This window comes from Vibrio bathopelagicus (genome assembly GCF_014879975.1).
GTDB lineage: Bacteria > Pseudomonadota > Gammaproteobacteria > Enterobacterales > Vibrionaceae > Vibrio > Vibrio bathopelagicus.
Genome location: NZ_CP062500.1, coordinates 2,756,974 through 2,777,661 on the forward strand (window position 1 = coordinate 2,756,974; position 20,688 = coordinate 2,777,661).

At 45.3% G+C, this 20,688-nt stretch carries 18 protein-coding genes; 5 read left to right on the top strand and 13 right to left on the bottom strand.

The features are described from left to right. Positions 1-222 precede the first annotated feature (222 nt). Positions 223-2,688, top strand: a complete 2,466-nt coding sequence (fadE, locus tag IHV80_RS12165; protein WP_192889213.1) for an acyl-CoA dehydrogenase FadE — start codon at positions 223-225, stop codon at positions 2,686-2,688. Positions 2,689-2,875: 187 nt separating this feature from the next. On the opposite strand, the gene IHV80_RS12170 is transcribed toward fadE, so the two are convergent. Both IHV80_RS12170 and dnaQ read right to left on the bottom strand, forming a co-directional pair. Beyond that, a complete protein-coding gene (locus IHV80_RS12170) occupies positions 2,876-4,123 on the bottom strand; it encodes a TIGR03503 family protein (RefSeq protein ID WP_192889214.1) in 1,248 nt (415 codons plus the stop codon). A gap of 9 nt (positions 4,124-4,132) precedes the next feature. Next, positions 4,133-4,921: a DNA polymerase III subunit epsilon gene (gene dnaQ / locus IHV80_RS12175; protein ID WP_192889215.1), complete on the bottom strand. Its 789-nt coding sequence runs from the start codon at positions 4,919-4,921 to the stop codon at positions 4,133-4,135. Positions 4,922-4,977: 56 nt separating this feature from the next. Here dnaQ and rnhA point away from each other — a divergent pair, with 56 nt between their 5' ends. Beyond that, entirely contained in the window at positions 4,978-5,442 is a 465-nt protein-coding gene (rnhA, locus tag IHV80_RS12180; protein ID WP_017107203.1) for a ribonuclease HI, read from the top strand. Positions 5,443-5,561: 119 nt separating this feature from the next. Here rnhA and IHV80_RS12185 read toward each other — a convergent pair whose 3' ends face one another. Beyond that, positions 5,562-6,344, bottom strand: coding sequence for a class I SAM-dependent methyltransferase (locus tag IHV80_RS12185; RefSeq protein WP_192889216.1), 783 nt, complete (start codon positions 6,342-6,344; stop codon positions 5,562-5,564). Positions 6,345-6,397: 53 nt separating this feature from the next. Here IHV80_RS12185 and gloB point away from each other — a divergent pair, with 53 nt between their 5' ends. The 3 genes from gloB to IHV80_RS12200 all read left to right on the top strand — a co-directional run bounded on the left by gloB (position 6,398) and on the right by IHV80_RS12200 (position 9,481). Continuing rightward, positions 6,398-7,156: a hydroxyacylglutathione hydrolase gene (gloB, locus tag IHV80_RS12190; RefSeq protein WP_192889217.1), complete on the top strand. Its 759-nt coding sequence runs from the start codon at positions 6,398-6,400 to the stop codon at positions 7,154-7,156. Positions 7,157-7,226: 70 nt separating this feature from the next. After that, positions 7,227-8,798, top strand: a complete 1,572-nt coding sequence (locus IHV80_RS12195) for a LysM peptidoglycan-binding domain-containing protein (RefSeq protein ID WP_192889218.1) — start codon at positions 7,227-7,229, stop codon at positions 8,796-8,798. Then, a complete protein-coding gene (locus IHV80_RS12200; protein WP_192889219.1) occupies positions 8,795-9,481 on the top strand; it encodes a YIP1 family protein in 687 nt (228 codons plus the stop codon). Before IHV80_RS12195 ends, IHV80_RS12200 begins: the two co-directional genes overlap by 4 nt. A 115-nt stretch (positions 9,482-9,596) precedes the next feature. Here IHV80_RS12200 and IHV80_RS12205 read toward each other — a convergent pair whose 3' ends face one another. The 10 genes from IHV80_RS12205 to fabZ all read right to left on the bottom strand — a co-directional run bounded on the left by IHV80_RS12205 (position 9,597) and on the right by fabZ (position 20,658). Further along, entirely contained in the window at positions 9,597-10,439 is an 843-nt protein-coding gene (locus IHV80_RS12205) for an endonuclease/exonuclease/phosphatase family protein (protein WP_192889220.1), read from the bottom strand. A 61-nt stretch (positions 10,440-10,500) separates the two neighbouring features. Then, positions 10,501-10,839: a nitrogen regulatory protein P-II gene (gene glnB / locus IHV80_RS12210; protein WP_004738609.1), complete on the bottom strand. Its 339-nt coding sequence runs from the start codon at positions 10,837-10,839 to the stop codon at positions 10,501-10,503. 130 nt (positions 10,840-10,969) lie between these two features. Next, on the bottom strand, positions 10,970-11,281 hold the full coding sequence (locus IHV80_RS12215; RefSeq protein ID WP_192889221.1) for a c-type cytochrome: 312 nt from the start codon (positions 11,279-11,281) through the stop codon (positions 10,970-10,972). A 58-nt stretch (positions 11,282-11,339) separates the two neighbouring features. Next, positions 11,340-12,674, bottom strand: a complete 1,335-nt coding sequence (gene tilS / locus IHV80_RS12220) for a tRNA lysidine(34) synthetase TilS (protein ID WP_192889222.1) — start codon at positions 12,672-12,674, stop codon at positions 11,340-11,342. Between the two features lie 124 nt (positions 12,675-12,798). Beyond that, a complete protein-coding gene (gene accA / locus IHV80_RS12225; RefSeq protein WP_192889223.1) occupies positions 12,799-13,758 on the bottom strand; it encodes an acetyl-CoA carboxylase carboxyl transferase subunit alpha in 960 nt (319 codons plus the stop codon). Between the two features lie 45 nt (positions 13,759-13,803). Next, the gene (gene dnaE / locus IHV80_RS12230; RefSeq protein ID WP_192889224.1) at positions 13,804-17,283 is read right to left on the bottom strand and encodes a DNA polymerase III subunit alpha; all 3,480 of its coding nucleotides are present in this window, start codon (positions 17,281-17,283) and stop codon (positions 13,804-13,806) included. Positions 17,284-17,441: 158 nt separating this feature from the next. After that, a complete protein-coding gene (gene rnhB, locus IHV80_RS12235; protein WP_192890768.1) occupies positions 17,442-18,062 on the bottom strand; it encodes a ribonuclease HII in 621 nt (206 codons plus the stop codon). Positions 18,063-18,095: 33 nt separating this feature from the next. Further along, positions 18,096-19,292 carry a lipid-A-disaccharide synthase gene (lpxB, locus tag IHV80_RS12240; RefSeq protein ID WP_192889225.1) on the bottom strand — a complete coding sequence of 399 codons (1,197 nt, stop codon included), beginning with the start codon at positions 19,290-19,292 and terminating at the stop codon, positions 18,096-18,098. A gap of 123 nt (positions 19,293-19,415) precedes the next feature. Next, positions 19,416-20,204 (bottom strand): acyl-ACP--UDP-N-acetylglucosamine O-acyltransferase, encoded by a 789-nt coding sequence (lpxA, locus tag IHV80_RS12245; protein WP_192889226.1) that lies wholly within the window; start codon positions 20,202-20,204, stop codon positions 19,416-19,418. A gap of 1 nt (position 20,205) precedes the next feature. Then, on the bottom strand, positions 20,206-20,658 hold the full coding sequence (gene fabZ, locus IHV80_RS12250) for a 3-hydroxyacyl-ACP dehydratase FabZ (protein ID WP_017107190.1): 453 nt from the start codon (positions 20,656-20,658) through the stop codon (positions 20,206-20,208). Positions 20,659-20,688 lie beyond the last annotated feature (30 nt).

The following is a 20,688-nucleotide window of genomic DNA, read 5'->3' on the forward strand; positions in this document are numbered from 1 at the left end:
TCGATACTTAAGCTAAAAGATTGCCACCTTAATTAATATCTCAATGTAGAACAGTCCAATTATTCACCACCAACCTCTCACAATTAGAATTTTAACTCTATTAAGATCACTTTTTACCCAATTTAGAGTTTTACAAATATTTAATATTTTGTTTACACTTAACTGGTTAGACCTCTTACCTAAAATCATAACGATAAGTGATCTCTGAAAAGGAAATCGATCATGAACATATTGCTCTCCCTACTTGCCATGACAACCATCTTTGGTGCCTGCCTTTACCATAGAGTTAGTCTGGTACGTGCTTTAATCGTATTAACCGGTTCAATGGTTGTACTAACATTGTTTGGCGGTGTAGCTGTCACTGGCTGGCTTTGTTACCTCTTGGCCGTTGCAATGCTTGCTGTACCTGCAATTCGTCAAACCATCATCAGCCAAAAAGCGCTTTCTTTGTTTAAGAAAGTTCTCCCTGCAATGTCTCAGACAGAAAAAGAAGCATTGGAAGCGGGTACCGTATGGTGGGAGGCTGAGCTGTTCAAAGGCAAGCCTGAATGGAAGAAACTTCAGGACATTGCTGACCCTAAGCTCTCTGAAGCTGAACAAGCCTTTTTAGACGGACCTGTAAATCAGGTTTGTGAAATGGTGAACGATTACCAAGTGACGCATGAGTTAGCGGATCTACCACCAGAAGTATGGCAATTCCTAAAAGACCACAAATTCTTTGCCATGATCATCAAGAAGAAATACGGCGGTTTAGAATTCTCAGCTTACGCTCAGTCTTTGGTTCTACAGAAGCTAACTGGCGTTTCGAGCGTATTATCATCGACGGTTGGCGTACCTAACTCGCTTGGCCCTGGTGAGCTATTGCAACACTACGGTACAGAAGAACAAAGAAACCATTACCTGCCGCGCTTAGCTGAAGGTAAAGAGATCCCTTGTTTCGCACTGACCAGTCCAGAAGCAGGCTCAGACGCCGGCTCTATCCCAGATTACGGTGTGGTATGTAAGGGCGAATGGGAAGGTGAAGAAGTATTGGGCATGCGCCTAACTTGGAACAAGCGTTACATCACCCTGGCGCCTGTCGCAACTGTTTTGGGCTTGGCCTTTAAACTGCGTGACCCGGATGGCCTGCTTGGTGATCAAAAAGATCTTGGTATCACCTGTGCGCTTATCCCAACTGATTTAAAAGGCGTAGAGATTGGAAATCGCCATTTTCCGCTCAATGTCCCATTCCAAAACGGTCCAACTCAAGGCGACGACATCTTCGTACCGATCGATTTCATCATTGGTGGCCAGAAAATGGCAGGCCAAGGCTGGCGCATGCTGGTTGAATGTTTGTCGGTTGGTCGTGGTATCACACTGCCTTCAAACTCAACAGGTGGTATCAAGTCTGCGGCATTAGCAACAGGTGCGTACGCTCGCATTCGTCGTCAATTCAAACAACCAATCGGTCGCATGGAAGGGGTTGAAGAGCCACTAGCACGCCTAGCGGGCAATGCCTACGTGATGGATGCTGCGAGTAACCTGACCGTTGCAGGTATCGACCTTGGCGAAAAGCCTTCAGTTATCTCTGCCATCGTTAAGTACCACTGTACTCACCGTGGCCAACGCTGCATCATCGACGCGATGGATATCGTCGGTGGTAAAGGCATTTGCTTGGGTCCATCAAACTTCTTAGCGCGTGGCTACCAAGGTTCGCCAATCGCGATTACCGTTGAAGGGGCAAACATCCTGACTCGTTCAATGATCATCTACGGTCAAGGTGCGATTCGTTGTCACCCTTATGTTCTAAGCGAAATGGAAGCGGCTTATTCTGAAAGCAGCGATGCACTTGATAAGTTTGATTCAGCGTTAGCTGGACACGTTAGCTTTACGCTCAGTAACCTTGTTCGCAGTTTGTGGTTTGGTTTAACCGATGGTCGTGGTTCTGATACGCCAACACCAGCCAATAAAACTGACAAACAAACACAGCGCTACTACCAAAAATTGAACCGCTACAGCGCTAACCTAGCGCTACTGTCTGATATTTCAATGGCAGTACTCGGTGGTTCTTTGAAACGTAGAGAGCGTCTATCTGCAAGACTGGGCGACATCTTAAGTCAACTGTACTTAGGGTCTGCAACACTTAAGCGTTTTGAAAGTGAAGGCAGCCACGCTGAGGATCTACCGCTAGTACATTGGGGAATGCAAGATAGCTTACGTCAAACTGAAGTCGCGATTGATGAGTTCCTAGCGAACTTCCCTAACCCGGTAATTGGACGTCTACTTCGTGTTGTACTGATGCCATTTGGTCGTATTCGCCGTGCACCTAATGACAAACTGGACAGCCAAGTAGCGAACATATTGCAGACACCAAGTGAAACTCGTTCACGTATTGGCCGCGGTCAATACTTGGAAGCAACGGAATACAACCCTGTTGGTAAGATCGAGAAAGCACTAGAAGTGATTCTGCAAGCTGAGCCTCTATTCGATAAAGTTTGTAAAGAGACACATCAAAAACGCGCTTTCTTAAGACTCGATCTTGTTGCTCAATTAGGTCTTGAGAAAGGTATATTAAATGAGCAAGAAGCCGCGTTGCTTGTTAGCGCAGAAGAACATCGACTGTACACGATTAACGTTGACGACTTCGCACCAGAGGAACTCGCAGCAAAGTCACAATACCCTGGTCAATCGATTGATAACGTGGCCTAGCCAAAGTATCAGTTGTATCGGTATGTAATTAAGCAACTCAGTTACGAAACCAGATACACGAGAGAGACCAGAAGCAAAAACGGGACTCATAGAGTCCCGTTTTTTTATATCACAATCAAGTAGTCGCAATCTTACATCGATGATCTAAAGCGAACGCTGAATAACCTTGTCAGTGACTACTCCTGTTTTATTTAGGAGCTCTTAGCTGCATCTCAGGCTGAGCTTGTTTCTTTGCCGTCACTTTACGAATCACAAACCAGATCAACAAACCCAATAAAATCGCGACAACATTACCGATGGCGATGATGATCATACTGCGTTGTCGGTCATCTTCACGTTTCTGAAGAATCATCAACTCTGTCGCAATACGTTTTTGCTCGGCTAGCGCTTCTTCTTGAAGGCGTCTTGACTCCGCCAAGTCAATATCTTCAACAACACTGTATGATTGCTCTGTAATTGGAAAGATCAGGGGACGTTGACTTGAAGCATCGGTGGCGTAAACCATGCCTGACCAACTATAAATCCCCAAATCACCATTGTAAGGCACCTCTAGAGGCACTTTCATCGCATCGACTTCAGCTTGGCCTTGCTTATACGTTACATACTCATCAGGGGCTTTATGCTCAACATGAACGGCTAATGAGCTTGGGGCTATCATGCCCGGTTCACCTGATACGACAATAGTATGAGGCAGCCCTTCTTTACGAGATTGAATAAACGTCGTGGTGAGCGGTGTTGGGTAGACCAAAACCTCTTGCTCTTGCGCTCGAAGGAACACACCATTACCAGAAGTAATACGCGCACGGTATTTACCCGGCTCAATATCAATCGGTAACGACACCGTAAAAACGCCATCTCCGGCTTGTTCATCAAGACCACTGCCATCGTCGGCAAACTCGCCCATCACAACCGGAATGGGACGCGCCTCTCTCACCAAAGATTCTTCATTTTCAACGAACTTAGTAAAAGTAACCTTAAGCTTTACGCGATCTAAAAAATCACGCAACACAAGAGGCTTGCCGTCTGAGGTCAAACGAGCAGTAAACTTAATGTGTTCGGTTTGATACAGTTTGTCCGGGAAGTCATTGGCATCTAAAACTAGATGAGACAATAGCTTGATGTTGTTCTTAGGTGAGACCTTACCAACCGCTTGCCAAGGGCCTGGCATCGGTTTGTCGATAGATATGATGTCCATTGACGACTCTTCGTACCAACGGACATTATCGGCATTGCGCCAAGCGTAGTATTTCTTGCCGTCAGGGCGAACTAAAACGACAGGTTTAGAGTTATCGGCTCGATAAATCACAAAGGTGACTTGTTCAATACTGGGATCAACGCGAAAGCGGTTGTCCAATAAACTCATTACGGATTCCGTTGCCGCATGCAAGCTAAAGCTTAACAGCAATAAGTAACCGGTAGCCAATACCCTTAACATACTTTCTCCCTACTGACGCCAGAGGCAGCTTCCGCTTTTCTCGACGAGGTCTAAACGACTTTGATGCGCTTCTACTTCATCGGCCGTAGCTCGTAAAACCTTTAGGGATTTTCTACCACTTTCTACTCTTCGGATACTTTCTGCACCGCCATCTTGCTGGCCAGCGTTAAATTGCAGCGAAGTTTGTCCACCTGTCATCAATAAATAGACGTCAGCTAGAATCTCCGCATCGAGTAAAGCGCCGTGGAGAGTACGGTGTGAGTTATCAATACCATAACGGTCACACAAGATATCTAGGTTGTTTCTTTTACCTGGGAATATCTTTTTCGCCATTGCCAAGGTATCGGTAACTTTACAGTAGTCATCCGTTTTACCAATCGCAGGGTTAAGCTTCTCAAACTCATAATCCATAAAGCCCGTATCGAAGGGCGCATTGTGAGCCACCAGCTCCGCACCTTTGATAAAGTCGAGAAACTCTTTGTGTATATCTTGATACTCAGGCTTATCGACCAAGAACTCATCAGTAATACCGTGAACGCCAATCGCCTCTTCTTGAATGGCACGATCGGGCTTGATGTAGACGTGAAAATGACGCCCGGTCAATCTACGGTTGATGATCTCGACGGCACCGATCTCTACGATGCGATGGCCCATGTAATGAGGGCCACCTTCCGTATTCATACCGGTTGTTTCGGTATCGAGTACAATGATGCGCTTGTTTTCTGCGTTCGCCCCATTTTCTGATTTGGAGTTCGCTGCTGCGTCAACGCTTTGTTCTAGAGTGCTACTGGTATTCATAAGGATATCTGTGTCAGACTATGCCGATAATGTGCTTGAGGTAATAGTATCAAATCATGACGAAACAAGTTGAAATTTTCACTGATGGTTCTTGTTTAGGCAATCCAGGCCCTGGTGGCTATGGCATCGTGCTTCGCTATAAAAAAGTCGAAAAGACACTAGCAGAAGGCTTCACACTTACGACCAACAATCGAATGGAAATGCTCGCCGCAGTCATTGCACTTCAAGCACTCAAAGAACCATGCTCTGTGATTCTAACAACAGACAGCCAATACGTACGTCAAGGCATCACCCAGTGGATCCATAACTGGAAAAAGCGTGATTGGAAAACAGCTGATAAGAAGCCAGTTAAAAACGCCGACCTTTGGCAAAGGCTAGATAAAGAGACCGCGCGTCATAGCGTTGATTGGCGTTGGGTAAAAGGACACGCAGGTCACAGAGAGAACGAAATGTGTGATGACCTAGCGCGAACCGCGGCTGAAAATCCAACTCAAGAAGATACAGGCTATCAACCTAGCTAATTATATGGGTTCAATTCGATGTGATATTCGAACCAGATTTATAATGTTTTAAACTGATTGATAACTTCTTAAGCTAATTGATAATGCCTTAAACTAACTAATAGATGAAAAGCCGACTACTAGTCGGCTTTTTCTGTTTTTAGCGGATATGAAGCCTTGTTTGAATGCTGCGTGCGACGGCTATTGGTTCTAAAGCTTGCTCCAACTGGAGAAAAACGGCGTTTTAGGTGCCAATGAGGCTTAATCGGTTTGAGCGGATAAGTTCGCTTGCGAGCAACAATAAAGTATTGGCTTCCCGCAAAAGAAGCACAGCTGCCTAAGCTGTTCTCTAACCACGTCCACATCGCCTGATATTTACTCATCGGAAACAGCGCATAGGTATCGCAATGAATCACTTCATAGTTCAATACACCTAACCAGTCTTTAATTCGGTTTGGTGTATACATACGTCCACTCCAAGGTAAGCTGTTCTTTCGCCAAGGCAGTAAACTTGCGAGTCCGGTAATACTAAACGGATTGAAGCCAGTAATGATGATATAACCATCGTCCATCATCACTCGATCGACCTCTCTCAATAATCGGTGAGGGTCGTTGCTATAATCTAATTGATGACTGAGCACCACAACATCAAAGCTTTTCTCTAAAAAGGGTAAATTATAGCCATCCGCTATCACATTATGTAATGGGTTCTGGATATCTAGGTTTACTTGATGTTGAATGTTGCATGTGCAGCTAGAAATCTCACTACTGAGGCCGCCGAGCTTGAGCATATGGTAACCAAATAGCTTTGGGCACCACTCATCGAGTCGAGTTTGAATAGATTCTCTCAACCAGTCCCCATTGTGCAACTGTGCCCAAGTGTAAGGACACTCAAACTTTTTTCTGCTACGTGCTGGCTTCATCAATAATCTGTCTCACTTATTCTGTCTCACTAAAAGTGACTGGAGAACCAATAATGTTACATATCAAAAGCATACCTGCATTTAACGACAATTACATCTGGCTGATTGAAAATAGCGATCGCCGTTGTGCTGTCGTCGACCCTGGTGATGCTGCTCCAGTATTAGAGTACTTAGCAGACCATGAGCTAACTTTAGATGCAATCTTGATTACACACCACCACCATGATCACATTGGTGGCGTTCCAGAATTAGTCAGACAATTCCCAAGCGTAGACGTCGTTGGCCCTAGAAATGAGCCAATTCCAACCCTGACTCACCCAGTCGATGACGGTGACCAGTTGGAACTGTTTGGGGAAGTGTTTCTAGTATTAGGGCTTAGTGGCCATACTGCAGGACACATTGGCTATGTGGGTGATGCCAAGCTATTTTGTGGTGATGTGTTGTTTTCAGCGGGCTGCGGTCGAATCATGGAAGGTACACCACAACAGATGTTTGATGCGTTGAACAAGATCACGGCGCTGCCTCAAGAAACCGAAGTCTATTGTGCACACGAATACACAGCCGCGAATATCGCTTTCGCACTGGCTGTTGAGCCTGATAACCAACATTTGCAGCAATATCGTGACCAAGTGAACCGACTGCGCGCGCAAAATAAGTCGACCATCCCCACAAACTTGAGACAAGAGAAGTTCGTTAACCCTTTCTTACGTTACACCGAGCCAAGTGTAATCAAATCAGTCTCTAACCGCACCGAAAACACCGATCCTCTGTCGGTGTTCACTGCTTTACGTACGTGGAAGAACGAATTTTAACAAATCCAGACTTGTCACTCATAGGGGGTGGCAAGTATTATCATCGGCCGTTTATTAAAAAGGCTGTAACATGCGAGTTAAGTACAGCTGGGCTTTGGTACTACTACTTTCTGGTTGCCAATTAACTCAGTCAGAGAATCCAGACCAAGCTTCCGAGCAAACCAACACATCTCCTACTAAAGAAGTTTCTCAAACGAACGTTTCATCAGAAGCGACCAAAGAAGAACCCAAAGTTGAAGCGCCTGTCGTTAGTCCACAAACGCAAGAAGATGTTTGGAAACGTATTGCGATGCAACTTGAAATGGAAGTACCAGACCAAAAGAAGGTCGATTACTACCGAACTTGGTATCTAAAGCACCCTAGTCATCTAAAAACCGTCTCACAACGTGCTGAACCTTTCCTTTATCTGATCACAACGAAGATTGAAGAAAAAGGCTTACCACTAGAATTGGCATTGTTGCCGGTTGTAGAAAGTTCTTTCGATGCGTTCGCCTACTCACATGGTAGCGCTGCAGGTCTATGGCAATTTATTTCTGGCACAGGCAAAGACTACGGGCTAGAACAGAACTTCTGGTACGACGGTCGTCGCGATGTCGCCGCTTCTACCGATGCTGCATTGGATTTCTTATCAGACCTCAACAGACGTTTCGATGGCGATTGGAACCATGCCATTGCTGCCTATAACAGTGGCGGTGGTCGTGTAAGCAGTGCTATCCGCAAGAACAAGAAGCTAGGTAAGCCAATCGACTTCTTCTCTTTGGATTTACCAAAAGAGACCAGCAGCTACGTACCTAAGCTACTTGCACTGGCTGACGTGATTGCCAACCAAGAAAAGTATGGCATCGACATTCCGGCAATCCCTAACAAGCCGGTATTGACTCTGGTTAACCCAGATGAACAACTTGATCTGGCGATTGCGGCAAGCTACGCAGGCATTCCGGTAAAAGAACTGCAAGGCTACAACCCAGCTTACAACCAGTGGGCGACAGCACCAGAAAAACATCAGCAATTATTGCTTCCTCTAAGCTCTGTTGAGAAGTTCAATAAAGAAGTGGCGGCCAATAAAGGCAAAGGCATGAAGTTGGTGCGCTATAAAGTGCAATCTGGCGATAGCATCAGCGTACTGGCGAGTAAATACAACACCACCAGCAAAGTGATTCGCTCTGCAAACGGGATGAGCAACAACAATATCCGTATTGGTCAGCACCTACTTATCCCAACCTCAACCAAAGACGACAAAACGTACGCCCTAAGCGCTTCAAACCGCCTAGCAAGCACACAGTCGAAGAGTCGTGGCCAATATAAGCTTAGCCATACGGTAAGAAGCGGTGATAGCCTATGGACGATTGCACGCGCAAATAAAGTATCTCACCAATCACTGGCTAAGTGGAATGGCATGGGACCACGCGACACACTGCGTATTGGTCAAGAACTGGTCATTTGGAAGAATGGTTCAGACGGTGCCATCATCCGCACTATCTTTTATAACGTAAGATCGGGTGACACAGTCAGCGGTATTGCATCAAAGTTCAAAGTAAAAAGTGCAGATGTTGTAAAATGGAACTCTTTGCAGAACAAAAAATACCTACAGCCAGGACAGAAACTGAAGCTGTATGTTGATGTAACTAAGGTAAGTGTATGAACCCGTCAAGTAACCCACTCGTCATGCTGTTGGATATTTTCCGAGCACCAACAGCTTGTTTCTTAGCGCTTTATCAGCGCAGTGCTTGGGGATGGCAGCCCTACGTCGTATTAATACTCAGTCCATTTTTATTTTGGGGAGCCTATTTTTCGAATGTAGATTTCGCTTGGTTGAACGCAGAGCTGTCACAGCAACTCGCTCAAACCAACCCTGACCAATTGGCGTTACTTGACAGCAATACCCTACTCGCGAGTGAAATCATCAGCGATGTATTTGGTCGTACGTTAACCATCGCTCTGTTGGCTTTCTGGTTTAACTTAGCAACCAAGCCAAGCCAACATCAGCATAGTTACTGGCGATGGTTTGCAGCTTCGTCTGTTGTGATGTTCCCAGCTGTTTTAGGGGATGTGGCGAGCTACGCAAGCTTAATACTCAAGCATGGACATGTGATGAACTACGCTGCTGACTTGAACAGCTTAAACGGCTTAATCAAGTTACCGCTAACCAGTGACTGGTCGCAGTTTGCTAGCTCATTACCACTGCTATTGCCATGGTACATCGTGCTGGGTTATGCCGCAGTATTAACATGGACTGAGTTTGAACGCGGGCAAGCGCTTGTGATTTCAGGCTTACCATGGGTTGGCTATTACCTAATCTGGGCTCTCTACATTTTAATATTTTAAGTTGAAGAGATAAGGCTAGCGAAAACTCTCTAGCCTATTTGTTCCATTAGATTAACTAACATAACCACAATGTGAATAGCTAAACTCCAATGACTCATAAGTTAATAGCTTCTTACTATTTAGCCTTAAAGGTCACTCGCATAGGGTTATGATCAGAAGCGTCCGTGATGGGCGCCTTTGCTTTTTCCACTTCTAAGCCACGATAAAACACATGGTCTAGCACCAAACCCGTAATAAATTGAGTGCGGTTATCGGGTTCAAAAGCGACCTCTTTCAAGCCAACCTTTTCCAGTTCAGTTTTTAGTACAGAAAAGCGCGCCTCACTCCAGCTATTAAAGTCGCCAGCAAATATGACTGGTCCACGATACTTTTGTAGGTTGTCGGTTAAACTCTTGAGTTGAGCTTCGTAATCTTCAGTACCAAACGTAAAGTTCACCGCGTGGATATTAATGACCGCTAGCTCTTCACCATTACTCAATTGATAACGAGACCAAAGCGCCGATTTAGGCAGTTGAAGCCAAGGCTCTTCATGAGTATAAGCACAAGCTTCAATAGGTAAATGCGTCGCTAGATTGAGTACACCAGCACTTTGCTCAAAGGCTTCGAACGCATTCACTCGAGTACTTCCCCACTGGCCACTGGTTACCCATTGGCGAAGCCCTTCTGTCATACTCGCTTCTTGCAGTAACACTAAATCGCTTCCTGCCGAGAGTTTATTCAACTCACTCTGCCAATTACTTCTATTTTGCTTGTAGATATTCCACACGGTGAGGCTCAATCCGTCAGACACATCAATCGCCTTCGGTGTCGAGTTTTGGTAGCAGCTATAAACATCGTTACTGGTATTTTGAGAGGAAGTGATCAGGTTAGGTTTATTCGGGATCACGAAGATAAGATGAAAACTAGCAACAGCAAGTGTTATCAAGACTGCGATAACAATGATGGTTTTCTTAAACATATAGCACCCTACCAGAAATGAAAAAGGAGCGATAAACGCTCCTTTTAGGGTAATAGTTTTTTTATACGGCGTCTTCGTCTTCTTCGCCAGTACGAATACGTACCACACGTTCAACGTCAGTAATGAAGATCTTACCGTCGCCGATTTTACCTGTTTGCGCTGTTTCGATAATGGTATCAACACATTGGTCAGCCACTTCATCAGTCACAACAATTTCCAATTTCACTTTAGGTAAAAAGTCGACCATGTACTCTGCGCCACGGTATAGCTCAGTATGACCTTTTTGACGTCCAAAGCCTTTAACTTCAGATACTGTCATACCCGTAATTCCCACTTCTGCAAGTGCTTCACGTACATCATCAAGTTTGAATGGCTTGATAATGGCTTCAATCTTTTTCATGTTCATCCCTTAAACTGTGCGAATGGCTCATTATCGGTTAGCTATAGTAAACATTCAATGAAAAAAGCCAGAGCTTTAAAGCTCTGGCTCGAAATTTATCATCTTGTTTAATCAGCGCTTTGAGAAGGATTTACTTAAGGCTTGCGTAGTAAGCGGCTAGATTAGCGATATCTTCATCACTCAGCATGGAAGCTTGAGCCTGCATTACAGCAGCCAAACCACCGCTACGTTGCTGTGTTTTGTACGCATTAATGGATGAAACGATGTACTGCTCGTTTTGTCCTTTCAGGTTTGGGTAACCTGGGATCATCGCGATACCATCTGCACCGTGACACGCCGCACAGATCGCTGCTTTAGCTTGACCCGCAGCAACATCACCCGCCAGAGCGTTACCACTCAATAGTCCAAATCCAAGAACTAATCCTAGTGTAATTTTCTTCATTGCATATTCCATTAATTATTTTTATTAAAGTGACGTCGAATTGTGACACAAACTTTTTCTACTTGCTCCAAAGCGCTTCACAATCTTGACCTTCATAGTTTTTATCTACGAATAAGCCTAAAACAGCGATCACTCGATCGCCATCCATTAATATTGGCGTTCTACGCCTTAACCAACTGGGTACTTGGTATTCCTGAAAGAGCTTCTTGAGTTTTCTACTATGCCCGCGCCCAACAGGATGAGCCGAGAGTCCCTCAGGGTTAAAGATGACTCGTAGTGCTTCGCTTGTATTCGACAAACTAAAATTTTGCACATCACGCTTGTTAGATACGCTATCACTCAGCGCTGAATTTAAGTGTAGCTTCCCTAAACCATCGGGTAACGTCAGGCTCTCTCCCATTGAAAGATGGCTTTGCCAATCGGATAGGTCTTTAGTCTCTCTCACTAAATAGAGCTGATGATTAAAGCGTCGAACTTCGGCATCATTCAACACCAACTTAGGGTTAGCGTCCGCCTGAGCGCATGCAACTTCATCCCAAATAAGCTTGAGCTGTTTTTGACTCGGCATCGATTGCTTACAGTGGCTAAGCCACATTCTTATCAGTCGTGCTCGTAACAAGTCTGAGTGTTCGAATAACGCCTCAATGCTTAAGCTCTGGCTATCTCCCAAAGCTTGCTGGAAGTGTGATTCAAGCAACTCATCGAGCAGTAACTCTTGCTCTGCGCAAAGCTGGGCACTGCGACTGACCGATTCTCGAAAGCTTGGCCAGCGATCTGTTAATGTTGGCGTGACCTGATGGCGAATGAAGTTTCGGTCAAAGCGCAGATCCTGATTACTCTCATCTTCGACCCAAGTTAAGCCCATATTGCACGCAAATTCTTCAATACCCGCTCGAGTCACTGACAGCATAGGTCTCACAATGAACGCTTCTCCAAACGGCATCACTTGAGCCATTGAAGAGAGTCCTTTCGGGCCACTGCCACGTTTTAACGCCAACAAGAAAGTCTCAAGTTGATCGTCAATATGCTGGCCTGTAACAAGCACGTCACCTTGTCTAATATGCTGCTGAAAAGCTTGGTATCGAGCATCTCGAGCAAGTTTTTCAACACTCTCACCACTGTTGATATCCAGTGAGACTCGCTCTACAGCTAACGGAACCGACAAGGCTTCACACCATGCTTGGCATTGATTCGCCCAGTGATCGGCATTGTTGCTTAGACCATGATGAACATGTACCGAACAACACTCAATGCCATGAATTTGCGCGTACTGCGCCGCTAACTCTAACAAGACTCGAGAATCGACACCGCCACTGAAAGCCACGATCAATCTACTAGGCTTGAGTGCGCTTTGATGAAGTACCGATGTGAAGGTTTCGATTAAGTGAGTCATGAGCGAGTGAACCATGAGAGTAGGTTTGAAGGGATAATATTTTAATAATAAAAAAGGGTTGGCACTGAGTCCAACCCTTTCATCATCTTGTTACTTTAAGCTGCCTTATTTCAAGGCACGCTTATCAGCAGTAACCGTAGCTCATTAGGCGTTGGTAACGGCGCTCAAGAAGTGCTTCGTTATCAAACTGCTCTAGCTCTTCTAGCTGTTTAACTAGCATGTCTTTCATGTTCTGAGCAGTTTGTACTGGATCACGGTGCGCGCCACCTAGAGGCTCAGGAATGATTTCGTCGATAAGCTCTAGCTCTTTCAGACGAGGAGCCACTAGGCCCATAGCTTCAGCAGCTTGGGGGGCTTTATCTGAATCACGCCACAGGATTGAAGCACAACCTTCTGGAGAGATTACTGAGTACGTAGAGTACTGAAGCATGTTCACGTAGTCGCCAACACCAATCGCTAGTGCACCACCAGAACCGCCTTCACCAACAACGTTACAGATAACTGGCACAGATAGACCAGCCATTACTTTAAGGTTCTTTGCGATAGCTTCAGATTGGCCACGTTCTTCAGCACCAACACCTGGGTATGCACCCGCAGTGTCGATGAAAGTAATGATTGGCATGTTGAAACGCTCAGCCGTTTCCATTAGGCGAAGTGCCTTACGGTAACCTTCCGGCTTTGGCATACCAAAGTTACGAATCACTTTTTCTTTAGTCTCACGACCTTTCTGGTGACCGATAACCATAACAGGACGACCATTTAGACGAGCCATACCACCCACAATTGCTTTGTCGTCAGCGAAAGCGCGATCGCCCGCCATCTCTTCAAATTCTGTGAAGGCATGCTCCAGGTAATCTTTGGTGTACGGACGTTGAGGGTGACGAGCAAGTTGAGCTACTTGCCATGCACCTAAGTCACTAAAGATTTTCTGTTTAAGCTCTAAGCTTTTTTTCTCTAGTTGTTCAATTTCTTTGTCTAGATCTACCGCTGTGTCACCACCGTGACGTGAAACGTCACGTAGCGCTTCGATTTTTGCTTCAAGTTCAGCGATAGGCTTTTCAAATTCTAGAAAGTTCAGGCTCATCTATGAATCCTTGTTGATTCAGCTCCACAATCATGGAGCTAAATTTTAGTTAAATTCGAGTTCTACTTGGCTATTTCCAAGCAGCTGTTTTAATTCGTCTAGTAATGTATCACTTGGCGTCACACGCCATTCTGTGCCCAATGTTAACCGCGCTCTAGCGTCGGCACGCTGGTAGTATACATTGACTGGGACCGTTCCGGCTCTATAAGGTTCTAAGATTTGACTAAAGCGTTCAAAAAATTGACCATTAATTTGGGATTGGTCGATAGATATCGACACCCCACGAGCATATTTCTCACGGGCGCTTCCTAAGTCCATGACCTCGCGCGCGGACATTTTAAGCCCACCATTGAAATCATCAAAGCTGACCTGTCCAGAAACGACCACTATTTTATCTTTTTCGAGCAATTCAGCGTAGCGATCGAGCGCATCCGAGAACAACATCACTTCCATTCGCCCCGATCGGTCGTCGAGGGTCATCAAACCAATTCGAGTTCCGCGCTTCGTGGTCATTACCCTAGCAGCAATTACCAAACCTGCAATCGTTAAAGACTGGTCACGACGAGTTGGCGTGGCATCTTTCAAGCGACAGCTGGTGTATTTCGCGAGCTCTTTAATGTAAGCGTTAACTGGGTGACCTGTTAAATACAAGCCCAGAGTTTCACGTTCACCTTCAAGCCAAACCTTTTCAGGCCACTTCGGAACTTGGGTGTACTTGTGCTCCACCTCTTCCGGAGCATCGGTCAACACGCCAAACATATCCGATTGACCAAAAGACTCAGCGTGGTGATGTTGGCTTGCCGCCTTAACCGCATCTTTCAATGAGGCCATCATCGCTGCTCGGTGAGGACCTAATCTATCTAAGGCGCCTGACAGAATCAACTTTTCGATAACACGCTTGTTCACTTTTTTCAGATCGAGTCGTGCACAGAAGTCAAACAAGTCTTTAAAGTAACCACCCTTGTTACGCGCTTCGATAATAGCTTCGATTGGGCCTTCACCCACCCCTTTAATCGCACCGATGCCATAAACAATCGCGCCATCTTCATCCACATTAAAGCGGTATAAACCTGAGTTAATATCGGGTGGAAGAAGCTTGAGCTTCATACGGAAACACTCATCGACAAGGCCAATAACCTTCTCGGTGTTATCCATATCCGCGGTCATTACTGCCGCCATGAATTCCGCAGGGTAGTGCGTTTTCAACCACAGTGTTTGATAAGAAACCAGTGCGTATGCAGCCGAGTGAGATTTGTTAAAGCCGTAGCCCGCAAACTTCTCTACCAAGTCAAAGATCTTCATGGACAGTTCGCCATCAACACCATTGGCTTCAGCACCTTCTTTGAAGGTACCGCGCTGTTTTGCCATCTCTTCAGGCTTTTTCTTACCCATAGCACGACGCAGCATATCGGCTCCGCCAAGCGTATAACCCGCAAGGATCTGAGCGATTTGCATTACCTGTTCTTGATATAGGATGATGCCGTAAGTCGGTTCTAGTGTTTCTTTTAACGATTCATGTTGCCACGTTTCATCAGGGTAAGATACTGCCTCTCGTCCGTGTTTACGGTCGATAAAGTTATCTACCATGCCTGATTGCAGTGGGCCCGGACGAAACAAGGCCACCAATGCGATAATATCTTCAAAACAGTCAGGCTGTAGACGCTTGATCAGGTCTTTCATACCGCGTGATTCCAGCTGGAATACCGCCGTCGTTTCAGAATTTTGTAATAGGTTAAATGACGCTTGATCATCCAGAGGAATCGATTCAATACGAACCGGAGGTTTTCCCTCTTTCGCTAAGCGAGGGTTTACTAAGCCTAGTGCCCAGTCGATGATCGTCAGAGTACGTAGACCCAAGAAGTCAAACTTAACCAAGCCAGCTGTTTCTACGTCATTCTTATCGAATTGCGTTACCGGGAAGTTACCTTCCGCATCGGCATAAATAGGTGCAAAGTCGGTAATAGTGGTGGGCGAGATTACAACACCACCCGCGTGTTTACCGGCATTTCGCGTACAGCCTTCTAGAATTCGACACTTATCAATCAGTTCACGAACTTCTTCATCACCATCATAAAGTTCAGGTAATGCCGGCTCAGCGAGGAATGCTTTCTCTAGCGTCATACCCGGATCAGGCGGAACCAGCTTAGAAATACGGTCAACGAAGCCAAATGGGTGACCTAACACACGACCTACATCTCGAATTACCGCTTTCGCCGCCATGGTACCGAAGGTGATGATCTGCGAAACCGCATCACGACCGTACATCTCAGCTACGTGGTCAATAACTTGGTCACGTTTATCCATACAGAAATCGATATCGAAATCGGGCATGGATACACGCTCTGGGTTCAAGAAACGTTCAAACAGCAAGTCGTATTCAAGTGGGTCAAGATCGGTGATATCCAATGCGTAAGCCACCAAAGAACCGGCACCCGAACCACGACCAGGGCCTACTGGTACATCATTATCTTTTGACCACTGGATGAACTCCATTACGATTAAGAAGTAACCGGGGAACCCCATGTTATTAACAACTTCTAATTCGATTTTTAGTCGTTCATCATATTCAGGTCTACGCTCCGCTCGTACTTTCTCGTCAGGAAATAGAAACGCTAATCGACGCTCAAGACCTTCTTCTGATTTCTTAATCAAGAAGTCTTCAATCGCTAAGCCTTCCGTTGGGAAGTTAGGCAGGAAGTATTCACCTAAACGAACCGTCACATTACAACGCTTAGCGATCTCAACGCTGTTTTCCAATGCTTCAGGAATGTCCGAGAACAGCTCACACATCTCTTCTTCGCTACGGAGGTACTGTTGTGGACTGTAGTTTTTCGGTCGACGTGGATCGACCATGGTAAAGCCATCGTGAATCGCCACACGGATTTCATGGGCGTCAAACAAGTCTTCAGAAATAAATACCACTTCGTTGGTCGCGACAACTGGCAGGTCTTCTTGCTCGGCCAGTTCCAGCGCAAAGTGAAGATAAGACTCTTCATCCGGACGTCCTGTGCGGATCAGTTCCAGATAAAATCGGTCGGCAAAGTGTGTTTTGTAAAACTCGACACTACTTGCAACCAACTCACGGTTGCCTTTTAGCAACGCCTTACCAATCTCACCTTCTTTCGCACCCGATAAAAGAATCAGGCCTTCGGCATGTTCAATCAGCCACTCTTTATCAATCACTGGTTGATGCTGTACATGGCCGCGAAGGTAAGCTTTTGAAATCAATAACGTTAGGTTGTTGTAACCTTTGTTACTCGTTGCAATAACGGTGAGTTTAGTTAATTCGTCGCCAAACTCAGGAGACAGCATCAGGAAGTCAGCACCAATAATGGGTTTAATCCCGCACCCGTGGGCAGTACCGTAGAACTTAACCAAACCACATAGGTTGGTAAAGTCGGTCAGTGCTAGTGCGGGCATACCCATCTCAGCAACTTTCTTAACGAGTGGTGGTACCTTTGACAGGCCATCCACCATAGAAAAGTCACTGTGTACGCGAAGGTGAACAAATTTTGGATCTGACATTATTTTTCCTGAGTTCTAGACGTGAGCCTAGGATTACAACTGAATGTATTCTATTTTTTTCTACTGCAAGTAGGCAACTTTATTCGATGCCCCCCCTAATCAATAGGAAGCCACTATCAATAGTAAGCCAGAGCAATATAAAGTTTAATCAATGCGCTCTAATCAATGCCAAGAATACGTTTTACTGGTTTAAAGCTTTTGCGGTAATGATCAGTTACACCATGTTTTTCAATCGCTTCGAAATGTGCCTTGGTCGGGTAACCTTTATGTTGAGCAAAACCAAACTCTGGATGAAGTTTATCTAACTCTTCCATCTCTTGGTCACGAACCACTTTAGCGATGATAGACGCAGCGCTGATTTCAGCAACTCGCAAGTCCCCTTTCACAATCGCCAAGCCATCCATAGGTAATTCTGGAACACGGTTACCATCGATCAGAGCCATATCTGGCTGAATGCTCAGTCCTGCAATGGCACGCTGCATCGCTACCATGGTTGCTTGTAAAATATTTAGTTCATCAATTTCTTGCGGAGAACAACGACCAACCGACCATGCCAATGCTTTCTCTTTTATCTCAGGAAGCAGCGCAAGACGTTTCTTCTCTGACAATTTTTTTGAGTCGTTTAAGCCTTCGATAGGGTTATTAGGATCGAGGATAACGGCCGCAGTCACGACATCACCCACTAATGGTCCACGACCTACTTCATCCACACCAGCAAACAGCTGATAGCCTTGCGGATACTCAAACGGAGGAAGCTCTTTTTTCTCTTTTACTGCCATCATTCTTCTCTTAATGTTCTGTAAACACGCGCTTTATGACTCAACAAATGGTCGGTTAATCAGTTTCAACACTGCGTTAGCCGCCTGTTTATCCGCGTCTTTACGGATCCAGTGATGCATTTCAGTAAAGCGTTCAATAAGTGGCGCGTTGTCCGCTGAAAGCATCTTATCGACCGATGGGAAAAGGTAATCTGGGTGACACTCTTCAAGAATGTGCTCTTTTACGATTTCTTCACCCGCTAGGATATTCGGTAACGACACAAATTCTGTGATCGACAATTTCTTCACGATATAGCCAGTGAGCTTGTTGACCTTGTAGCCTACGACCATCGGACGCTTAAGCAACATACATTCAAGCGCAACAGTACCTGAAGCCAATAGAACTGAGTCGGAAGCGGTAATCACGTTTCTCGCAGTGTCTTCCACTAGCGTGAATTCCAACTCAGGCGCCGTCGCTTGCCAGATCTCGATAAACTGGTTCTTACGCTGTTCATTAACCAGTGCAACAACAAAATTAATATCAGGGTATTTCTGCTTAATACGCTGGCAGGTCTCGATAAATGGTTGAGCAATCAAACTCATTTCACCACCACGACTACCCGGCAGTACCGCTAGCCACGGCTTATCTTGATCTAAGCCCAAAAGTTCTCGAGCGTCTCGTTTACTCGGTTCCAAAGGAATCGCATCCGCCAACGTGTGGCCCACAAATTCACAGGCAACGTTATATTTATCATAAAACGCTTTTTCGAATGGCAGGAAAGCCAGAACTAAGTCAGTTGCTTTGTCGATTTTAAAGATACGTTTTGGACGCCAAGCCCAAACTGAAGGACTAACGTAATGAACCGTTTTAATGCCAGCGTTCTTAAGATCTAACTCAAGTCTCAGGTTGAAGTCAGGCGCATCAATACCAACAAACACATCAGGTGGATTTTGAGTGAAATACTTCACAAGCTCCGCTTTCACTTTGAGTAAGCGAGGCAAACGTCCAAGTACTTCAACCAACCCCATCACAGCAAGCTCTTCCATTTCGAAAAGAGACTCACAACCAAGGGCTTTCATTTTCGGGCCGCCAATACCGACGAATTCTGCATTTGGGTATTGCGATTTAATCGCTTTGATAAAACCTTCACCCAATGTGTCACCAGAAAGCTCCCCAACAACGATGCCCACACGCAGTGGTTCATTCGAAACAAAGTTCGAGGTGTTAGTTTGTGTATCTTGCTGTGCCATAGTTTTCCCTTCTCGCCTAAAGCAAAAAAGACCGCCTAATGAGTAGCGATCTTTTTGTTATACCAATCTGAATAAGTAATTATTGTCATACTTGCGCTGATTGGTACACAATCACATCAAGTATTAACGAATAATACCGCGCTCAGAGTTCTCTAGCATTTCTAGCATAGGAGTAACCGAAGTAAACTCTTTTGCCATTTCAACTAAAGCCGCTTTCGCCTCTTCAAGTGTTTTACCTGAACGGTATAACTCTTTGTACGCTTTCTGTAGTGCACGAATCTCTGATTTCTCAAACCCGTTACGCTTCAAGCCAACAAGGTTCAAACCAAATGGAGCTGCGTGATTACCTTGAGCAAGTACGTAAGGGAGTACATCTTGAACAACCGCAGAACAACCGCCAATGTACGCATAAGCGCCAATTGAGCAGAACGGGTGAATTGCAGACAATGCCATTACACCAGCGTAATCGCCAACCGTCACGTGACCGCCAAGGATAGCGTTGTTACCAATGTGAGTGTGGTTTCCAACGATTACATCATGCGCTACGTGAGCGTTTACACAAAACAAGTTGTCGTCACCAATCACTGTGGTTGCTTTGTCTTGAGTCGTACCACGGTGGATCTGAACGGCTTCACGAATCACGTTGCGATCACCGATCACTACTGTTGTTGCTTCGCCGCCATACTTCTTGTCTTGATTTTCTTCACCAATCACAGCGTGTGGGAAGATACGGTTTTCTTTACCAATGGTTGTGTGACCTTTAATCACAACGTGCGACATAATTTCTGTGTCGTCACCAATAGTCACAGTACCAGCAATGTAAGTGAAAGGCCCAACCGTCACGTTAGCACCGATAGTTACATCACCTTCGATTACTGCTGCCGGGTGAATTTTCGCTGTTTCATGAATCATATTAAAACTCTCTACGAGCACATTTAAGTTCAGCTGAACACACTACAGCACCGTCCACTTTAGCCACACCGTTAAATGATGCAATGCCACGACGTTCTTTTAGGAACTCAACTTCGATAACCAATTGGTCACCAGGTACCACTGGCTTACGGAATTTTGCTTTATCGACACTTGCGAAGTAGTAAAGTTCGTTGCCAGAAGGGGCACCAAAAGATTTAAATGCTAGAAGGCCTGTAGCTTGAGCCATTGCTTCTAAGATCAACACGCCCGGGAATACAGGAAGCTGTGGGAAGTGGCCTGTGAACTGAGGTTCATTAACAGAAACATTTTTAATCGCGGTCAGTGTTTTTTCTTTTTCAAAGCTAGTCACACGATCAACCATTAAGAATGGGTAGCGATGAGGTAATAGTTCCTGAATTTCAGTAATGTTCATCGTTGTCTGTTCAGTAGTCAAAGTCGTATTCCTATATATATTCTTTATTTA

Bases quoted from the DNA above. Each gene is read 5' to 3' on its own strand.
- IHV80_RS12205 (WP_192889220.1), bottom strand. From the start codon at position 10,439: ATGTTTAAGAAAACCATCATTGTTATCGCAGTCTTGATAACACTTGCT.
- lpxA (WP_192889226.1), bottom strand. From the start codon at position 20,204: ATGATTCATGAAACAGCGAAAATTCACCCGGCAGCAGTAATCGAAGGT.
- accA (WP_192889223.1), bottom strand. From the start codon at position 13,758: ATGAGCCTGAACTTTCTAGAATTTGAAAAGCCTATCGCTGAACTTGAA.
- rnhA (WP_017107203.1), top strand. From the start codon at position 4,978: ATGACGAAACAAGTTGAAATTTTCACTGATGGTTCTTGTTTAGGCAAT.
- dnaE (WP_192889224.1), bottom strand. From the start codon at position 17,283: ATGTCAGATCCAAAATTTGTTCACCTTCGCGTACACAGTGACTTTTCT.
- IHV80_RS12195 (WP_192889218.1), top strand. From the start codon at position 7,227: ATGCGAGTTAAGTACAGCTGGGCTTTGGTACTACTACTTTCTGGTTGC.
- rnhB (WP_192890768.1), bottom strand. From the start codon at position 18,062: ATGGCAGTAAAAGAGAAAAAAGAGCTTCCTCCGTTTGAGTATCCGCAA.
- dnaQ (WP_192889215.1), bottom strand. From the start codon at position 4,921: ATGAATACCAGTAGCACTCTAGAACAAAGCGTTGACGCAGCAGCGAAC.
- tilS (WP_192889222.1), bottom strand. From the start codon at position 12,674: ATGACTCACTTAATCGAAACCTTCACATCGGTACTTCATCAAAGCGCA.
- IHV80_RS12215 (WP_192889221.1), bottom strand. From the start codon at position 11,281: ATGAAGAAAATTACACTAGGATTAGTTCTTGGATTTGGACTATTGAGT.
- lpxB (WP_192889225.1), bottom strand. From the start codon at position 19,292: ATGGCACAGCAAGATACACAAACTAACACCTCGAACTTTGTTTCGAAT.
- gloB (WP_192889217.1), top strand. From the start codon at position 6,398: ATGTTACATATCAAAAGCATACCTGCATTTAACGACAATTACATCTGG.
- IHV80_RS12170 (WP_192889214.1), bottom strand. From the start codon at position 4,123: ATGTTAAGGGTATTGGCTACCGGTTACTTATTGCTGTTAAGCTTTAGC.
- fadE (WP_192889213.1), top strand. From the start codon at position 223: ATGAACATATTGCTCTCCCTACTTGCCATGACAACCATCTTTGGTGCC.
- glnB (WP_004738609.1), bottom strand. From the start codon at position 10,839: ATGAAAAAGATTGAAGCCATTATCAAGCCATTCAAACTTGATGATGTA.
- IHV80_RS12185 (WP_192889216.1), bottom strand. From the start codon at position 6,344: ATGAAGCCAGCACGTAGCAGAAAAAAGTTTGAGTGTCCTTACACTTGG.
- IHV80_RS12200 (WP_192889219.1), top strand. From the start codon at position 8,795: ATGAACCCGTCAAGTAACCCACTCGTCATGCTGTTGGATATTTTCCGA.